Origin of the sequence: Collibacillus ludicampi, assembly GCF_023705585.1 — a bacterium.
GTDB classification, from domain to species: domain Bacteria; phylum Bacillota; class Bacilli; order Tumebacillales; family BOQE01; genus Collibacillus; species Collibacillus ludicampi.
Genome location: NZ_BOQE01000001.1, coordinates 990,631 through 1,007,844, shown reverse-complemented (window position 1 = coordinate 1,007,844; position 17,214 = coordinate 990,631). Strand labels below are relative to the sequence as shown.

Below are 17,214 nucleotides of genomic sequence, written 5' to 3'. Positions count from 1 at the left end.
TACGTTTTGAGGTGAGCGAATTGATGAAATCACTTGAAGAAATCCAGTCACGTATTGAAAAATTGCGTGCAGAAATCAGAGAACATGACTACCGTTACCACGTACTTGATCAACCTGCGATCAGCGATTACGAGTACGATCAAATGATGCGCGAATTGGTGGATTTGGAAAACCAATATCCTGAACTAATAACACCGGATTCCCCGACACAGCGGGTTGGGGGTGAGCCGCTTGAAGGATTTGAAAAAGTGAGCCACCGGACGCCCATGCTCTCCTTGTCCAATGCGTTCGGACCGGAAGATTTGCGCGAATTTGACAGGCGTGTGCGTGGCGCCCTTCCGGGTGAACAGGTGAACTATGTTTGTGAATTGAAGATCGACGGGCTGGCCGTCTCGCTGATTTACGAACATGGGGTATTCGTACGAGGGGCTACGCGCGGTGACGGTGAGGTGGGAGAAGATATCACAGCCAACTTGCGGACGATCAAAGCTATTCCGCTCGTACTTCCGCGCCCTCTCACGCTCGAGGTACGTGGGGAAGCCTATCTGCCGCGTAGAGAATTTGTACGCATCAATCGTGAGCGGGAGGAAGCTGGGGAACCTCTGTTTGCCAATCCGCGAAATGCGGCGGCCGGTTCCTTGCGGCAACTCGACCCGCGGATTGTGTCTCGCCGCAATCTTTCTCTATTCGCATACGCAATGGGATACCTGGAGGATGAAACGATCGAAACCCACTATGAAGGATTGCAATTGCTCAAAGACTTGGGTTTTAAAGTGAACCCGTACATGCGCGTTTGCGCCGATATCGAAGAGGTGATCGACTTCATCGGTGAATGGGCGGGCAAACGTGCGGATCTTCCCTATGACATTGATGGTATGGTGATCAAGGTTAACCGTTATGACCAGCAAGCGAGACTGGGGGCAACAGCAAAAAGTCCGCGCTGGGCGATTGCCTACAAGTTTGCTGCAGAACAAGCGGAGACGATCCTCCGGGATATCGAGGTCAGCGTTGGACGAACCGGAGTGGTCACGCCCACGGCGATCCTTGATCCCGTGCAGTTAGCCGGAACCACCGTCTCGCGAGCGACTTTGCACAACGAAGATATTATCCGTGAGCTTGATGTCATGCTCGGCGATACGGTCATCGTACAAAAAGCGGGGGACATCATTCCGGAAATTGTGCGTGTGCTAAAAGAAAAAAGGACAGGAAATGAACGGGCATATCATATGCCGACACACTGTCCTGAATGTGACAGTGAACTCGTCCGCCTCGAGGGTGAAGTGGCTCTGCGCTGTATCAATCCACGTTGCCAAGCACAGATACGCGAAGGGATCATTCATTTCGTTTCACGCGATGCGATGAATATCGATGGATTGGGGGAACGCGTGGTCACCCAGTTGTTTCAAGCGGGGCTGATCCGTGATGTGGCAGACCTCTACACGCTGACGGAAGAGCAGCTTTTACCGCTAGAGCGGATGGGAAAGAAATCGGTGGAAAACCTTCTCACTTCGATCGAACGTTCAAAAGAAAACTCTGTCGAGCGTTTGATTTTCGGGCTGGGTATTCGCTTTATCGGTGAAAAAGCGGCGAAACTGTTGGCTCAACATTTCATGACACTCGATCGTTTGATGCAGGCAAGCTTCGATGAATTGATTGCCGTTCCGGAAATCGGTCCCAAGATGGCGGATTCGATTCTGCATTATTTTGCGCAAGACACCGTACATGTGGTCATCGAAAAGTTACGTGCGGCAGAAGTTAACTTTACCTATCGCGGTCCTGCACCCGTTGCGGTTGAGGAATCGCCATTTGCCGGCAAGACGTTTGTGCTGACCGGAACGCTCACAAAGTTTGACCGCAAAGAAGCGAGTGCCATGATTGAGCAACGAGGAGGAAAGGTGACAAGTTCCGTGTCTAAGAAGACCGACTATGTGATCGCCGGAGAGAAAGCGGGATCCAAGCTAGACAAGGCACGTGAATTGGGGATTCAAGTATTGGACGAAGATACGCTCCTTGAATGGCTGGGAGGGACGGAGTGAATACCGGGCGCTTTCGATTCGGGAGATTTTCAAACGACACGTTTGCAAACAGCCAATGCCGTGTACATTACGCGAACAGATAACGAATGAACAAAAATGCCGTTCCTGGATGAACGGCATTTTCTTTGAAAATCTGTAGTTTGGCGGGCGTATGCTTTGCGTTCGCGCTCCGTGGAGGTCGTCTCAGCGGGTATATGCTTTGCGTTCGCGCTCCGTGGAGGTCGTCTCAGCGGGTATATGCTTTGCGTTCGCGCTCCGTGGAGGTCGTCGTATGGGGCAAATGCTTTGCGCTCATGCTCCGTGGAGGTCGTCTCGCAAAGAATAATGATCAAATGTTGCGAGACGACCTCCAAGGTCGCTTTCTCACGCAAAGCATTTGCACCTTGAACGTTCTAAAGGAAGCGAGGCGACCTCCAAATTCGCAATTACGCGCTAAGCATATACCCCGTTAACGGCCAAAATGGAAACGGGACGACCTTCCACTCACCTCAGCGTTGCAAAGCGATATCATCCACCCAAAAGCCACTCCGTATATTGTGGAAGTCTCAAACTTCTCTTCCTCCTTTGGAGGAAAGATCGTCTGTACAACCCGGACAATAGCCTAGAACTTCGAAGCGGTGTCCCACCACCTGATAACCTTCAGGAACATGGGCGAGGATGTCCATCGGACAATCTTCCAGCGCTTCCGTCTTACCGCAGCGTATACAAACAAGATGGTGGTGATGGTCTGTAGAGCAACGGATACGATATCGCGACCCGCCTTCTCCGTACTCCGATTCCTCTATGATATGAGCCTCTTTCAGCATATTCAAGTTACGATAAACGGTATCAAGGGAGAGGCTTGGATAAGACTCTTTCAAAGCTTCCATGAGATCTTTCGCCGTAATGTAACGGTCTTCCCGCAACAGCACTTCAACGATCGCACGGCGCTTGCCTGTCAGTTTGAATCCTTGCGCCCGCAGTTTACTCAGATATGCTTCAACGTCGGTCATGGGCTCTTTCCCTTCTTAAATGCTGCCATTGTATTTTATCTTCACTTTACCACAGATTCAGCAGAAAGTGAAAAAAGAACTGCCCCTTGACACGGATATCGGATGTGATATTCTAAAGTCACATCGATGGAACCGATTTCAGAAACCGATTTCATCGCATGCGCCAACCAGCATACAGATTTACAATGTTGTCTCATCACTCGGGAAAAGGTTGTTGAGAAATGAAACAAGATGCGCGTAAACGCATAACGATCGATCATGTAGCAAGGAGAGCCGGCGTTTCCAAAACGACCGTGTCACGCTATTTGAACGGCCACTACGAAGCTTTAGCGGAGCAAACACTCAAGCGTATTCAAGAGGCTATCATCGCTCTGGATTACCGCCCCAATCGGATGGCAAGCGGATTGAAGCGAGATAGGAGTCATTTGATCGGCATTGTGGTTGCCGATATCACGAATCCGTTTTCCACCGCAATTCTTCGCGGAGCAGAGGATGTCTGCAAACGTCATGGGTACAGCTTGATGGTTTGTAATACGGATAACGATCCCGCGAAAGAACGGGAATACATTTTCATGTTGCAAGCACAGAGGATCGACGGGCTCATCATCAATACGACCGGACAAAACAATGAGTTCCTCCACCAGTTAGCCGCCGAGCATACCCCTGTGGTACTGGTCGATCGTAAAGTCCCCGAGTTGGGATTCGATACGGTGGGGGTCGATAATGAACAGGCGACAGCGGAGGCCGTTCATTATTTGGTGGAACAAGGGTATGAAAGAATCGCTTTTTTTAGCGAACCGATCGATGGAATCAGTTCACGTATGGAACGTTTGATTTCTTTTCAAAACGTCCTTCGTCGGTACGGCCATTGTAGTGTATCGGATATTTATGAGATCGACCTGCGTAGCGAGAAGCAGTTGGAGAAGAAGCTGGACGCATTCGTTCACAGTTCTCAAGACCAATCGCGTGTCCTGTTCGCGGCAAACGGAGTCATCTTGTTACAGTTGATTTTAGAATTGCGAAAAAAAGGCTTGCAGATTCCAGAAGATATCTCTGTATTAGGTTTTGACGATCTGGATTGGGCGCCCGTTGTGGGACCCGGAATCACAACGATTGCCCAGCCGACGTATGAGATTGGGGTTACCGCCATGGAACGCGTGTTACAGCGCTTGGAAGGAGATGATACTCCCGCACGCCAGATTTCCTTGTCGGGTCAGTTGATCGTTCGTGGTTCCACACCGTCCAGCTCAAAACCGGACGGGAACGGATCATCCGCGACTACGAAGTCCATATAATCATTCTGAGTTGCTGTCGCCATGATGGCGACTCATTTCAGAGCTTTGATGGAAACGGTTTCATCATGTGGAATCGAACAGATTTCTGCTACTGTACCATTCGGTTTTGCCAGGAGTTGCGGAAGGGAAATCCATCGGATCGAACCGACCGCTGATATAGACATTTTCCTGGAATAAGGGGGTGAGATCGGTTGCCATCAAGCTGGACGATCAGAATCATCCGTGTTTTGCTTGAATGGCATGTGTTTAACGAAAGCAGTCCGGCTGGACATACGGGCGATGTATCGGCGGTGACGAGATCTAGCGATATGTAAGGTCACCGATGGAGAGGAATTCGATTCTTTTATGTATGCAAAGGAGTGAGTGGAATGGAAAAAGAGCAAGTCAAATTGGCTCCTGGACGCTGGATACGTCTGGTTCCCATCGTATTTATCACGTACAGTCTGGCTTACCTTGACCGTGCGAATTACGGATTTGGCGCCGCTGGAGGAATGGCGAAAGAGTTGCATATTACACAAGGGGTCTCCTCATTGTTGGGCGCTCTCTTTTTCCTTGGGTATTTTTTCTTTCAAATTCCGGGGGCTCATTACGCGGAAAAGAGGAGCGCCAAGAAATTGATCTTCTGGAGTTTGATTCTATGGGGTGTACTTGCATCGGCTACCGGTTTTATCTCAAACATTTCGGTATTATTCATCGTCCGTTTTTTGCTGGGGGTTGTTGAAAGTGTTGTCATGCCGGCGATGCTCGTATATTTGAGCCATTGGTTCACGAAACAGGAACGTTCTCGCGCCAATACGTTTTTGATCTTGGGGAATCCGGTCACCGTGCTTTGGATGTCGGTAGTCTCCGGCTATTTGCTGCAAGCGTTCGGTTGGCGTTGGATGTTTATCCTGGAAGGGCTCCCGGCGGTTCTCTGGGCATTTATTTGGTGGATGTTAGTCGATGATCACCCGAAGGATGCAAAATGGCTTGCCCAAGTGGAAAAACAGGAGATCGAAATGGCGCTCCAGCAGGAACAATTAGCGATACAGCCGGTCAAGAATTATAGGGAAGCATTCAAATCGAACAAAGTGATTTTGCTATCGTTACAGTACTTTTTTTGGAGCATCGGTGTTTACGGATTTGTCATTTGGTTGCCTTCGATCATTAAGGCCGCTTCCCATATCGGGATCGTAGCGACGGGCTGGCTTTCTTCGGTTCCCTATGTCTTGGCGGTGCTTCTCATGGTCATCTGTTCGTATTACTCGGACCGTACATTGAATCGCAAAGCGTTTGTCTGGCCCTTCCTATTGATAGGTGCTCTCGCGTTTTACGCATCGTACGCGATCGGTACATCGAATTTCTGGCTATCATTTGTCTTGCTGGTTATCGCGGGTGGGGCGATGTATGCTCCTTATGGTCCTTTCTTCGCCATCGTTCCTGAAATCATGCCGCGTAACGTAGCGGGTGCCGCAAAGGCTTTAATCAACAGCATGGGAGCCTTGGGATCGTTTGTGGGGGCGTATGTCGTGGGATATCTTAACGGTTTGACGGGCGGTCCGGGTGCATCCTATATTTTTATGGCAGGATCTTTGCTCTTGTCTGTCCTTTTGACGATTGCCGTCAAAACATCGTCTCATATTCCATTAGAACGGAAGGTGCAGGCATAATTATGATGATCCAACTCGCGTTCGACCGCATGACGATCGATGAAGCCATCCAGTTGGGTCAACGGGTGAGAGAGTATGTGGACTGGATGGAAGTGGGTACCTCACTCATCAAAGAATTTGGCATGGAAAGTATCAAGGCCCTGCGTGAAGCGTTCCCTGACAAAACGATTGTAGCCGATATGAAAACATTTGATAACGCCCGTTATGAGTTCGACCTTTGTTATGCTTCAGGGGCGGACGTTGCCACCGTGATGGGGGCTGCACCCACCGTTACGATCGATGTGTGCATGGAAGTCGCCGCTCAACGAGGAAAGCGCGTAATGGTAGATTTGCTCAATACGCCTGTTCCGCACTTGGAGAGTATTTACCGTTATAAAGAAGCGATCCTGTGTGCCCATGTCAGCAAAGATCAACAAGAGATTGCGGGGGAAAGACAGTCGCTCGAGTGGTTGACTCAAATACAACGTATAGGTACAGACGGTCCGCGGCTGGCACTGGCAGGCGGGATAACGGCCGATGATTTATTTGCACTTTCGCGCGTAAAACCGTATGTGGTAATCATCGGCTCTGCTATTACGAATGCCGAAGATCCTGTTGCACAAGCCCGAAAGATTCGTGAAACGGCGGATGCTTTGAAAGGAGAAATGCTTTGTGAATGAGATCCTGACGATTTTGAAGGAAGTACAGTCTGTCCTGACTCATGTGGATGCAGGAGATATCGGACTGTTTGCAGCGGATTTGCAAGCAGGAAAGCGCATCTTCGTCGTCGGGGAAGGCCGTTCCGGGCTCATGGGCAAATCATTTGCGATGCGTCTGATGCATTTGGGGGCTACGGTTTATGTGGTTGGAGAGACGATTACTCCCTCCATGAAAGCAGGGGATGTACTTGTCGCGATCTCCGGTTCCGGCACGACAAAAAGTGTGCTCATGGTCGCACAAAAGGCCCGGGATCTCGGATGCCCGATACTCGCGCTCACAACGGACAAAACGTCCGAGTTGGCGAGTCTTGCCACTTTTGTCTTGCACGTCCCTGCGGCCACGAAATTCAGGCGTCAAGGGGAAACGGAGAGTGTCCAGCCCCTCGGCTCCTTGTTTGATCAATGTGCGCACATTGTATTTGACGCGATTTGCTTGCGCTATGCCCAAATGCACGAAGTTGACAACAGGGCTGCATTTGTGCGGCACAGTAATTTGGAATAACCAGGCAAGTGATTTTTTCACACATACAAGGGCCGGAGACTCCGGCCCTCGGTTTTTCAAGGATTACTTTATAAATCGTATCGTTAAAGGATAGCGATACTTTTCACCATGGTTTGCTTGGACAGAAGCGATGATCACCAGTATAAGTTCCGCGAGAAAAAGAACCAACAAGAGTACAAAACCGATCAGTAATATGCACAGAATGCTTGAAATGATGGTATAAAGGGTCAGGGTAAGTTGAAAATTAAGCGATTCTTTACCCTGATCATCGACGAAAAGATATTCGTCTTTTTTGATCAACCAAATGATCAGAGGGCCCAAGAGATGTCCGAATGGGATGAAATAACCGGCTAATGCAGAAAGGTGGCAAAGCATCCCCCACGTGCGAGCCTGCTTTTCTTCGTAGGAAAGCATAGGATCCCCTCCTGCTTTTTTTGGGGTAGCAAGTGTTTCGCTTGCAAGGGTTTGTTGCAGAGCTATCGTTTGATTTAGAAACGGTCATTTCATTATATGGAAGGCAATCTCTCAGAATCACCTCATTCTTCCATGACACAGAAAAATGTTTGCATTCCAAGCGTATCCGAAGTGTATCCGATGAATCGAGCAGATTGTAATGGAAGTCTCACATTTTGTGTAACTTACTTACGGTGAAAATCATTTTGAGATGATCGTCGATGCTGTTCGGGGTGGTGTTGACATCCATGGAACAATGAGAGGATCAGCGCGCTCACTCCTGAAATGATATGTACAACGTATAACCAGGGGGGTGAGGCAGCAAAATATGCAAACACGCCTGTCCCAGCGCAAAAAAGAAAAATAAGGCCCCAGAGTGCACCTGTGCACATGTATAATTTTTTAACTGTATGTGTTTTTCGTTTGGGTACTCCGTGAATGATGAGAGTAAGAAGAAAAGGGAGAATGACAATCAAGCCAGTAAGCTCATGAAAAAATAGAAAGTAAGCGGACAGCGGAGGTATGGAGAATGGAGGGATGAAGAGCAGTAAACCGCTGGTACCGATCACAATGATAGCGATCGTAATAGTAAATAATATCTTTTTATGAAGAGCCGCACCTTGTAAAATCTTCATAGCATCACTTCCTTCCTACTATCTTTATATGATGAGTCTACGGGTATATGGCATGAACGAAAATTTATAAGGAATAATAGAAAAAAACCTAGAAATATGAACGTTTCTTGAAAAATTTATGAATCAATTCGATTTTTGGTCTGTTTTGTTTTCAAAATGAGATTGAACCCATTCTCGTTGTTATGCTAATATACAAATCGTCGCCGCGATGAGCGGTGATGAAAAGTGAAACAAAAATTGCCACTTGCGAAACAGATTGCAAGGTGGTATATTGGGAAAGTCGCTGTTGCGACAGTCGCTCTTTGAAAACTGAATCGTGCAGAAGAGAGCCACGATTGGACGATAGATGGGCTCTGCAAGAAGCCTCGCTCGCGAGGCGCAGAGCGAATTTTTCTTCGAGAGTTTGATCCTGGCTCAGGACGAACGCTGGCGGCGTGCCTAATACATGCAAGTCGCGCGGATGGAGAGGAGCTTGCTCCTCAAAGTCAGCGGCGGACGGGTGAGTAACACGTGGGCAACCTGCCTGGCAGACGGGGATAACGCTTGGAAACGAGTGCTAATACCCGATACGCTCTTCACGGGCATCCGTGAGGAGGGAAAGGCGCTTCACGGCGTCACTGCCAGATGGGCCCGCGGCGCATTAGCTAGTTGGTGAGGTAACGGCTCACCAAGGCGACGATGCGTAGCCGACCTGAGAGGGTGACCGGCCACACTGGGACTGAGACACGGCCCAGACTCCTACGGGAGGCAGCAGTAGGGAATCTTCCGCAATGGGCGCAAGCCTGACGGAGCAACGCCGCGTGAGTGATGAAGGTCTTCGGATTGTAAAACTCTGTCTTCCGGGACGAACCGATAGGTGAGGCAATGCTCCTATCCTGACGGTACCGGAGGAGGAAGCCCCGGCTAACTACGTGCCAGCAGCCGCGGTAATACGTAGGGGGCAAGCGTTGTCCGGATTCACTGGGCGTAAAGCGCGCGCAGACGGCTTTCTGCGTCCGGGGTGAAAACCCGGGGCTCAACCCCGGGACGGCCTTGGATACGGGAGAGCTTGAGGGTCGGAGAGGCAAGGGGAATTCCACGTGTAGCGGTGAAATGCGTAGAGATGTGGAGGAACACCTGTGGCGAAGGCGCCTTGCTGGCCGATTCCTGACGTTGAGGCGCGAAAGCGTGGGGAGCAAACAGGATTAGATACCCTGGTAGTCCACGCCGTAAACGATGAGTGCTAGGTGTTCGTGGGCTCATACCCATGAGTGCCGAAGCTAACGCATGAAGCACTCCGCCTGGGGAGTACGGTCGCAAGACTGAAACTCAAAGGAATTGACGGGGGCCCGCACAAGCAGTGGAGCATGTGGTTTAATTCGAAGCAACGCGAAGAACCTTACCAGGGCTTGACATCCCGCTGACCGGTCTGGAGACAGACCTTCCCTTCGGGGCAGCGGTGACAGGTGGTGCATGGTTGTCGTCAGCTCGTGTCGTGAGATGTTGGGTTAAGTCCCGCAACGAGCGCAACCCTTGTGTTGTGTTGCCAGCATTCAGTTGGGCACTCACAACAGACTGCCGACGACAAGTCGGAGGAAGGCGGGGATGACGTCAAATCATCATGCCCCTTATGTCCTGGGCTACACACGTGCTACAATGGGCGGTACAACGGGATGCGAAACCGTGAGGTGGAGCCAAACCCTGAAAACCGTTCGTAGTTCGGATTGCAGGCTGCAACTCGCCTGCATGAAGCCGGAATTGCTAGTAATCGCGGATCAGCATGCCGCGGTGAATACGTTCCCGGGCCTTGTACACACCGCCCGTCACACCATGGGAGTTGGCAACACCCGAAGTCGGTGGGGTAACCTCTCTGAGGAGCCAGCCGCCTAAGGTGGGGCCGATGACTGGGGTGAAGTCGTAACAAGGTAGCCGTATCGGAAGGTGCGGCTGGATCACCTCCTTTCTAAGGATGTAACAGATGCTTTTCTTCTGCACGGCTCAGTTTTGAGGGAGCGAATTCCTCAAGGTTCCTTGATAACTGGATAGCGAATGCGACATCAACTTTGGCTTATGCCAAGGTACTGCATCAAACAGAGCAAGTTCAAAAAGGCGGATCCACCGACTTTTTGAACAACCTTTGTAGGTTAAGCTACGAAGGGCGCACGGAGGATGCCTTGGCGCCAGGTGCCGATGAAGGACGGGGCTAACGCCGATACGCCTCGGGGAGCCGTAAGCAGGCTTTGATCCGGGGATTTCCGAATGGGGCAACCCACCTCGCGTAATGGCGGGGTATCCACTGCTGAATCCATAGGCAGTGAGAAGGTACACCAGGGGAACTGAAACATCTTAGTACCCTGAGGAAAAGAAAACAACAGTGATTCCCTCAGTAGTGGCGAGCGAACGGGGAAGAGCCTAAACCGCCTGTGCTTGCACAGGCGGGGTCGTGGGGCGTCTCACGTGGAGTTACCAATCCTTTTCGTAAGAGAACGGTTTGGAACGGCCGACCAGAGAGGGTGACAGTCCCGTATCTGAAACGAAGAGGACTCCGAGACGGACCCCGAGTACCGCGGGACACGAGGAATCCCGTGGGAATCCGGGAGGACCACCTCCTAAGGCTAAATACAACCTGGCGACCGATAGTGAACCAGTACCGTGAGGGAAAGGTGAAAAGCACCGCGGGAGCGGAGTGAAAGAGAACCTGAAACCGTGTGCCTACAATCAGTCGGAGGGCGTTTATGCCTGACGGCGTGCCTTTTGTAGAATGAACCGGCGAGTTACGATTGCGTGCGAGGTTAAGGCGGGAAGCCGGAGCCGCAGCGAAAGCGAGTCTGAAGAGGGCTAGAGTACGCAGTCGTAGACCCGAAACCGTGTGATCTATCCCTGTGCAGGATGAAGTGCGGGTAAAGCCGCATGGAGGTCCGAACCCACGCATGTTGAAAAATGCGGGGATGACGTGGGGATAGCGGTGAAATTCCAATCGAACTCGGAGATAGCTGGTTCTCCCCGAAATAGCTTTAGGGCTAGCGTCGGAGCAGAGACATGGAGGTAGAGCACTGATTGGGCTAGGGGCCTTCGCGGGTTACCGAACTCAGTCAAACTCCGAATGCCATGATCTCGGTCTCCGGCAGTCAGACTACGAGTGCTAAGATCCGTGGTCAAAAGGGAAACAGCCCAGACCATCAGCTAAGGTCCCCAAATTCCGGTTAAGTGGGAAACGATGTGGCGGTGCACAGACAACCAGGATGTTGGCTTAGAAGCAGCCACCATTTAAAGAGTGCGTAATAGCTCACTGGTCGAGTGACGCTGCGCGGAAAATGTAACGGGGCTCAAACCGGATACCGAAGCTATGGATGGATCGTTCATCACCGTGGACGTCATGGTGAATGAGACATTTTCTGCGAATGCTTTCCACAAGGATCCATTCAAAAGCATTCGCCAAAATCATCCGCTCAAACCGCGGGCGGCCATGAGTCTAGGGTGATGAACGATCTGTGGTAGGGGAGCGTTCTTGTTGCGGTGAAGTCAGACCGTGAGGACTGGTGGAGCGGCAAGAAGTGAGAATGCCGGTATAAGTAGCGAAAAGACAGGTGAGAATCCTGTCCACCGAAAGCCTAAGGGTTCCTGGGGAAGGCTCGTCCGCCCAGGGTTAGTCGGGACCTAAGCCGAGGCCGAAAGGCGTAGGCGATGGACAACAGGTGGAAATTCCTGTACCACCATGCAGCCGTTTGAGCGATGGAGTGACGCAGAAGGATAGGGTGAGCGGACGATTGGATGTCCGTGCAAGCAGCGAGGCTGAGAGGCAGGCAAATCCGTCTCTCGGTAAGGCTGAGCTGTGACGCCGAGCGAATTCAAGTAGCGAAGTCCCTGATTTCACGCTGCCAAGAAAAGCTTCTAGCGAGGCTGCTGGTGCCCGTACCGCAAACCGACACAGGTAGGCGAGGAGAGAATCCTAAGGTGCTCGGAAGAACTCTCGTTAAGGAACTCGGCAAAATGGCCCCGTAACTTCGGGAGAAGGGGCGCTCCGGTAGGGTGATGAGCCCGAGGGAGCCGCAGTGAAAAGGCCCAAGCGACTGTTTAGCAAAAACACAGGTCTCTGCTAAGCCGTAAGGCGACGTATAGGGGCTGACGCCTGCCCGGTGCTGGAAGGTTAAGGGGAAGGGTTAGCGAAAGCGAAGCTCTGAACCGAAGCCCCAGTAAACGGCGGCCGTAACTATAACGGTCCTAAGGTAGCGAAATTCCTTGTCGGGTAAGTTCCGACCCGCACGAATGGCGTAACGACTTGGGCGCTGTCTCGACGAGAGATCCGGTGAAATTGTAATACCTGTGAAGATGCAGGTTACCCGTGGCTAGACGGAAAGACCCCATGGAGCTTGACTGTAGCTTGATATGGAAGATGGGTATCTCATGTACAGGATAGGTGGGAGGCTTGGAAATCAGGGCGCCAGCCTTGGTGGAGCCGCCGTTGGGATACCACCCTTGAGGTACTGATCTTCTAACCTGTGCCCGTGATCCGGGCAAGGGACAATGTCAGGCGGGCAGTTTGACTGGGGCGGTCGCCTCCTAAAAGGTAACGGAGGCGCCCAAGGGTTCCCTCAGCGCGGTTGGAAATCGCGCTTCGAGTGCAAAGGCATAAGGGAGCTTGACTGCGAGACATACAGGTCGAGCAGGGACGAAAGTCGGGCTTAGTGATCCGGCGGTTCCAAGTGGAAGGGCCGTCGCTCAACGGATAAAAGCTACCCTGGGGATAACAGGCTTATCTCCCCCAAGAGTCCACATCGACGGGGAGGTTTGGCACCTCGATGTCGGCTCATCGCATCCTGGGGCTGTAGTTGGTCCCAAGGGTTGGGCTGTTCGCCCATTAAAGCGGTACGCGAGCTGGGTTCAGAACGTCGTGAGACAGTTCGGTCCCTATCTGCCACGGGCGCAGGAAGTTTGAGAGGAGTTGTCCTTAGTACGAGAGGACCGGGATGAACCGACCGCTGGTGTCTCAGTTGTGGTGCCAACCGCATCGCTGAGTAGCTATGTCGGGCCGGGATAAGCGCTGAAAGCATCTAAGCGCGAAGCCCCCCTCAAGATAAGACTTCCCACTCGGTCAACGAGGTAAGACCCCCTGAAGATGACAGGGTGGATAGGCGGGAGGTGTAAGCACCGTGAGGTGTTGAGCTGACCCGTACTAATCGGTCGAGGGCTTAACCTAAATCCCATACGCGGGTCGCATTCGCTTTCAGTTATGAGGGAATCCCCTCACATGCGCGTGGCGCGTTGGAGAAGTGGCTTAACTCACCGCCCTTTCAAGGCGGCATTCACGGGTTCGAATCCCGTACGCGTCACCATTCCTTCCTCGATAGCTCAGCGGTAGAGCATCCGGCTGTTAACCGGAGGGTCGTAGGTTCGAATCCTACTCGAGGAGCCATCTTATCATATTTCAGCCTAGTGACAATGGCGGAGAGGATACACCCGTTCCCATCCCGAACACGGAAGTTAAGCTCTCCAGCGCCAATGGTACTTGGGGCGGGAGCCCCCGGGAGAGTAGGTCGCTGCTAGGCAGACAAAAAGGTTCTTCCTTTAGCGGGAAGATCCTTTTATTTTTGCTTTAGATTTTACAGTCCGAAAGGTTCCTCCCCTACCTAAAGGAGGAACTTTTTGTTTATCTTCGTTTAAACTGTTCAGAATGGGGTGGCTTCAAACGGTTCATCATGTTTAAACTAAACTTGTCGCAAAAGAACTCAAAGGTGGGAATGGTGTGCAAGATCGAATAGACGTACGCAGAAATTCTTGGATCAGAGAATATCTTTTGATGTCAGTCGGCGCATTGATCTTGTCTATAGCTGTTAATTGGATTTTTATTCCTAATAAGACGGTAACAGGCGGCGTAAGCGGCATTGGTATCTTGCTTTACTATACGATTGGACTGCCGATTACATATTCACAGCTTCTCTTTAACATTCCATTATTCATAGCAGGTGTCAAATGGCTCGGGGGTAAAACGTTTGGTGTGAAAACGCTGTATGGTATCTTGACGTTAACATTTTTCTTATGGTTGACCGAACCGCTCATCCACCATCCGTTGACGACGAATCCGTTGCTCGCTTCCATTTACGGAGGACTGACTCTGGGACTTGCAATCGGTCTCGTGTTCCGGGCACAGGGCAGTACAGGCGGAACCGATTTGCTTGCACGCCTGTTTCAAAAAGCCACCGGCGTTTCACCGGGTGTGTTGCTTCTTTTTATCGATGGGAGTATCATCGCTTCCGCCGGCATTATCTTTAATGTAGAACGAATTCTCTATGCACTCATCAGCCTGTTTGTTACGAGTAAAACGATTGATTTTATACAACAGGGATTTTCTCAAGCAAAACTGGCCTATATCATCTCGCGGCACGACAAAGAACTTCAAGACGCGGTGCTGTTCAATCTCAATCGGGGAATTACAAGGCTAACAGGCGTTGGTGGTTATACCGGAGAGGAACGCCCGATCTTTATGTGTGTCGTGCAGCAATCGGAAGTCAGCAAATTGAAAAATCTTGTACGGGAAGTCGACCCGCAAGCCTTCGTTATCGTTACCGATGCACACGAGGTATTGGGGGAAGGATTTACCCGCTTGCCTGTACCCTAACTTGTCACAAAAGTGTCATGCTTCGGATTGGAATCCCCATATTTATAGAAGGTTCAAATGATATGATGGAATAAGGACAAGAAAAGGGGGCAAGATGGATGAAAAAGAATCGCCTGGTACTCTTGGCGGGCAGCGTTCTCGCATTGGGACTTGCACTTACCGGATGCGGCAGCGATTCCAACCAATCGGCAACGCCTTCAAATAATGCGACAAGCGCGCCTAACAGCTCTTCATCAAACGCTCCGGCTAATGGAAATGAGCAAACGGTGAAAGTGACCGCTACCAATTTCAAATGGACGTTAGATAAGACTGAAGTGAAAGCCGGTCAACCGGTGAAGTTCGTGATTAGCGATAAAGAAGGTGCACACGGATTTTCCATCGCAGGAACAAACGTGAACCAACCATTAACTCCCGGCAGCGATACAACCGTTACATGGACACCTGAAAAACCGGGGACTTATACCATCATATGTTCAGTCATGTGCGGAATCGGTCACAGTGACATGCAAACAACGCTCACTGTTAAATAGGATCGTTTCTTCGGTAACGGTTTTCAATGAATCAAGAGGCAAGGTAACGCGAAGCATGCCGTGCAGTTACCTTTTTTAACAATAGATCGCATCAATATAGATGTACATGAGGCCGGTGTATCACCGGCCTTTATTACATAATAGCCACCCATGCTGCTAGCAGCCCCATCAGAGAATGAAAAGTTTCTTGTAAGGAAGAGAGATTTAAAACTACCACATGCAACGAAATGGCTTTTGGGTGGATCGTATCGCTTTGCAGCGCAGAGGTGAGTTGAAGGTCGTTCCGCAACTTCTGTAAAGAATCCGGGCGGGACGACCTTCATCGAACCCAAGCGCAAAGCGATACATCCACCCAAGCACACAAAGTAGAAACCTCCGCTTGAAGTCGATTTTTGTTTCAGTTAAGATCAGAATATTATAGCGACTCGATCGGTCAATCAACAGGAATGATGAATGGGAAGGGAGTTTCGATGCGTACTTTTGATCCTCAAAGTTATCAGGACTTGCTTGAAGAAGTATTGGAAAAGGCGCACGAATGTATTGTGGTGACCGATCCGGATGGATTCATTTTGTTGATGAACCGAAGATACCGGGAATTTTTGGGTGTGGATCATGTAGTCGGAAAGCACGTCACAGAGGTCATTCCCAACACACGTATGCACATTGTGGGGAAATCGGGAAAAGCGGAGATTGCCGAGATTCAACGAATTCACGGACAGGACATGATCGCAAACCGCGTACCCATCTTTAAGAATGGAAAATTGGTTGCCGTTTTAGGTACGGTTATGTTTCAAGATGTCCGCGAACTTCACGCGCTGGCGGCTACGGTGGATCAATTAAAGCGGGAATTGGCCTATTATAAGCGGGAACTCCGCCGGAAGTTGGGGGCTAACTATCATTTCGAGAATATCATCGGTTCCAGCCCAAAAATGCAAGCGGTCAAAAAACTTGCGCAGAAAGTGGCAAAAAGTGATACAACCGTATTGATAACAGGAGAAAGCGGGACGGGAAAAGAATTGTTTGCCCATGCGATCCATGCGGCTAGCCGCAGGGAAATGGGACCGTTTATACGGGTGAATTGTGCGGCCATTCCTGACACCTTGCTGGAGTCTGAGTTGTTTGGATATGAAGCGGGCGCTTTTACAGGCGCCTTGCAAAAGGGCAAAAAAGGAAAATTTGAATTGGCGAATCACGGGACGATATTACTGGACGAAATCGGTGATATGCCCCTGACATTACAGGCGAAACTCTTACGGGTCTTACAGGAAAAAGAAGTGGAACGCCTGGGAGGAACCAAGCCAATTTCCATTGATGTAAGGATCATCGCTTCTACCCATCGTGACTTGAGGGAGCGAATCAGAGAAGGAAAGTTTAGGGAGGATTTGTTCTATCGTTTGAATGTCGTGACGATCAACATTCCTCCTTTGCGGGAACGATTAGAAGATTTGCCGGAATTGGTTCACGACTTGTTGGATCAATTAATGGAATCGACAGGGATTCACGTGAGAAAAATTGAGGAAGATGTTTGGGATTTACTAAGCGGATATTCCTGGCCGGGCAATGTCCGGGAATTGAGAAATGCCCTCGAAAGCGCTTTACATCTAATGGAAGGCGATTGTCTGAAAGCTGATCATTTTTTGATTCCTCAACCGGAAAAAAAGGAATCGACCTTCGGTGTGCGGCCATTAAGGGAAAGTATCGAAGAGGCCGAAAAAGAAGCGATTGTGCGCGCATTAGCCGCAACAGTTGGAAACAAATTGGAAGCGGCTAAATTGCTAGGAATCAGCAAGTCGAGTTTCTATCAGAAACTCGAAAAATATGGTTTATAA

At 50.4% G+C, this 17,214-nt stretch carries 12 protein-coding genes, 2 tRNA genes and 3 rRNA genes; 14 read left to right on the top strand and 3 right to left on the bottom strand.

Going from position 1 to position 17,214, the window contains the following annotated elements; translation table 11 throughout:
• The first annotated feature begins 23 nt into the window (after nucleotides 1–23).
• Nucleotides 24–2,036, top strand: a complete 2,013-nt coding sequence (ligA, locus tag DNHGIG_RS05110; protein ID WP_282198649.1) for an NAD-dependent DNA ligase LigA — start codon at nucleotides 24–26, stop codon at nucleotides 2,034–2,036.
• 545 nt (nucleotides 2,037–2,581) lie between these two features.
• Here the strand turns inward: ligA and DNHGIG_RS05105 are convergent.
• Nucleotides 2,582–3,028, bottom strand: a complete 447-nt coding sequence (locus tag DNHGIG_RS05105) for a Fur family transcriptional regulator (protein ID WP_282198648.1) — start codon at nucleotides 3,026–3,028, stop codon at nucleotides 2,582–2,584.
• A 221-nt stretch (nucleotides 3,029–3,249) separates the two neighbouring features.
• On the opposite strand from DNHGIG_RS05105, the gene DNHGIG_RS05100 reads away from it, so the two are divergent.
• The gene (locus tag DNHGIG_RS05100; protein ID WP_282198647.1) at nucleotides 3,250–4,323 is read left to right on the top strand and encodes a LacI family DNA-binding transcriptional regulator; all 1,074 of its coding nucleotides are present in this window, start codon (nucleotides 3,250–3,252) and stop codon (nucleotides 4,321–4,323) included.
• 32 nt (nucleotides 4,324–4,355) lie between these two features.
• Here DNHGIG_RS05100 and DNHGIG_RS05095 read toward each other — a convergent pair whose 3' ends face one another.
• Nucleotides 4,356–4,487 carry a hypothetical protein gene (locus DNHGIG_RS05095; protein WP_282198646.1) on the bottom strand — a complete coding sequence of 44 codons (132 nt, stop codon included), beginning with the start codon at nucleotides 4,485–4,487 and terminating at the stop codon, nucleotides 4,356–4,358.
• Between the two features lie 27 nt (nucleotides 4,488–4,514).
• On the opposite strand from DNHGIG_RS05095, the gene DNHGIG_RS05090 reads away from it, so the two are divergent.
• Genes DNHGIG_RS05090 through hxlB form a run of 4 tightly spaced genes read left to right on the top strand, consistent with a single transcriptional unit; the run spans nucleotide 4,515 to nucleotide 7,172 of the window.
• Nucleotides 4,515–4,637, top strand: coding sequence for a hypothetical protein (locus DNHGIG_RS05090; protein WP_282198645.1), 123 nt, complete (start codon nucleotides 4,515–4,517; stop codon nucleotides 4,635–4,637).
• 54 nt (nucleotides 4,638–4,691) lie between these two features.
• On the top strand, nucleotides 4,692–5,972 hold the full coding sequence (locus DNHGIG_RS05085) for an MFS transporter (protein WP_282198644.1): 1,281 nt from the start codon (nucleotides 4,692–4,694) through the stop codon (nucleotides 5,970–5,972).
• Between the two features lie 2 nt (nucleotides 5,973–5,974).
• On the top strand, nucleotides 5,975–6,631 hold the full coding sequence (gene hxlA / locus DNHGIG_RS05080) for a 3-hexulose-6-phosphate synthase (RefSeq protein ID WP_282198643.1): 657 nt from the start codon (nucleotides 5,975–5,977) through the stop codon (nucleotides 6,629–6,631).
• Nucleotides 6,624–7,172 (top strand): 6-phospho-3-hexuloisomerase, encoded by a 549-nt coding sequence (gene hxlB / locus DNHGIG_RS05075; protein WP_282198642.1) that lies wholly within the window; start codon nucleotides 6,624–6,626, stop codon nucleotides 7,170–7,172. Before hxlA ends, hxlB begins: the two co-directional genes overlap by 8 nt.
• 63 nt (nucleotides 7,173–7,235) lie before the next feature.
• Here hxlB and DNHGIG_RS05070 read toward each other — a convergent pair whose 3' ends face one another.
• A complete protein-coding gene (locus DNHGIG_RS05070; protein WP_282198641.1) occupies nucleotides 7,236–7,586 on the bottom strand; it encodes a DUF4870 domain-containing protein in 351 nt (116 codons plus the stop codon).
• A 1,065-nt stretch (nucleotides 7,587–8,651) separates the two neighbouring features.
• Between DNHGIG_RS05070 and DNHGIG_RS05065 the strand changes: the two genes are divergently transcribed.
• The 8 genes from DNHGIG_RS05065 to DNHGIG_RS05030 all read left to right on the top strand — a co-directional run bounded on the left by DNHGIG_RS05065 (nucleotide 8,652) and on the right by DNHGIG_RS05030 (nucleotide 17,214).
• Nucleotides 8,652–10,202, top strand: a 16S ribosomal RNA gene (locus tag DNHGIG_RS05065).
• Nucleotides 10,203–10,381: 179 nt separating this feature from the next.
• A 23S ribosomal RNA gene (locus tag DNHGIG_RS05060) occupies nucleotides 10,382–13,436 on the top strand.
• A gap of 59 nt (nucleotides 13,437–13,495) precedes the next feature.
• Nucleotides 13,496–13,572: transfer RNA gene (locus DNHGIG_RS05055), tRNA-Glu, on the top strand.
• A gap of 5 nt (nucleotides 13,573–13,577) precedes the next feature.
• Nucleotides 13,578–13,652 (top strand) — tRNA-Asn (locus tag DNHGIG_RS05050).
• Nucleotides 13,653–13,668: 16 nt separating this feature from the next.
• Nucleotides 13,669–13,785 (top strand): 5S ribosomal RNA (gene rrf, locus DNHGIG_RS05045).
• Together the 16S, 23S and 5S rRNA genes with 2 tRNA genes alongside form the textbook arrangement of a ribosomal RNA operon.
• A gap of 251 nt (nucleotides 13,786–14,036) precedes the next feature.
• A complete protein-coding gene (locus DNHGIG_RS05040; RefSeq protein ID WP_282201358.1) occupies nucleotides 14,037–14,855 on the top strand; it encodes a YitT family protein in 819 nt (272 codons plus the stop codon).
• Nucleotides 14,856–14,953: 98 nt separating this feature from the next.
• On the top strand, nucleotides 14,954–15,385 hold the full coding sequence (locus DNHGIG_RS05035; RefSeq protein ID WP_282198640.1) for a cupredoxin domain-containing protein: 432 nt from the start codon (nucleotides 14,954–14,956) through the stop codon (nucleotides 15,383–15,385).
• 470 nt (nucleotides 15,386–15,855) lie between these two features.
• Complete coding sequence (locus DNHGIG_RS05030) at nucleotides 15,856–17,214, top strand: sigma-54 interaction domain-containing protein (protein WP_282198639.1); 1,359 nt, start codon at nucleotides 15,856–15,858, stop codon at nucleotides 17,212–17,214.

Bases quoted from the DNA above. Each gene is read 5' to 3' on its own strand.
- ligA (WP_282198649.1), top strand. From the start codon at position 24: ATGAAATCACTTGAAGAAATCCAGTCACGTATTGAAAAATTGCGTGCA.
- DNHGIG_RS05105 (WP_282198648.1), bottom strand. From the start codon at position 3,028: ATGACCGACGTTGAAGCATATCTGAGTAAACTGCGGGCGCAAGGATTC.
- DNHGIG_RS05100 (WP_282198647.1), top strand. From the start codon at position 3,250: ATGAAACAAGATGCGCGTAAACGCATAACGATCGATCATGTAGCAAGG.
- DNHGIG_RS05095 (WP_282198646.1), bottom strand. From the start codon at position 4,487: ATGTCTATATCAGCGGTCGGTTCGATCCGATGGATTTCCCTTCCGCAA.
- DNHGIG_RS05085 (WP_282198644.1), top strand. From the start codon at position 4,692: ATGGAAAAAGAGCAAGTCAAATTGGCTCCTGGACGCTGGATACGTCTG.
- hxlA (WP_282198643.1), top strand. From the start codon at position 5,975: ATGATGATCCAACTCGCGTTCGACCGCATGACGATCGATGAAGCCATC.
- DNHGIG_RS05070 (WP_282198641.1), bottom strand. From the start codon at position 7,586: ATGCTTTCCTACGAAGAAAAGCAGGCTCGCACGTGGGGGATGCTTTGC.
- DNHGIG_RS05040 (WP_282201358.1), top strand. From the start codon at position 14,037: ATGTCAGTCGGCGCATTGATCTTGTCTATAGCTGTTAATTGGATTTTT.
- DNHGIG_RS05035 (WP_282198640.1), top strand. From the start codon at position 14,954: ATGAAAAAGAATCGCCTGGTACTCTTGGCGGGCAGCGTTCTCGCATTG.
- DNHGIG_RS05030 (WP_282198639.1), top strand. From the start codon at position 15,856: ATGCGTACTTTTGATCCTCAAAGTTATCAGGACTTGCTTGAAGAAGTA.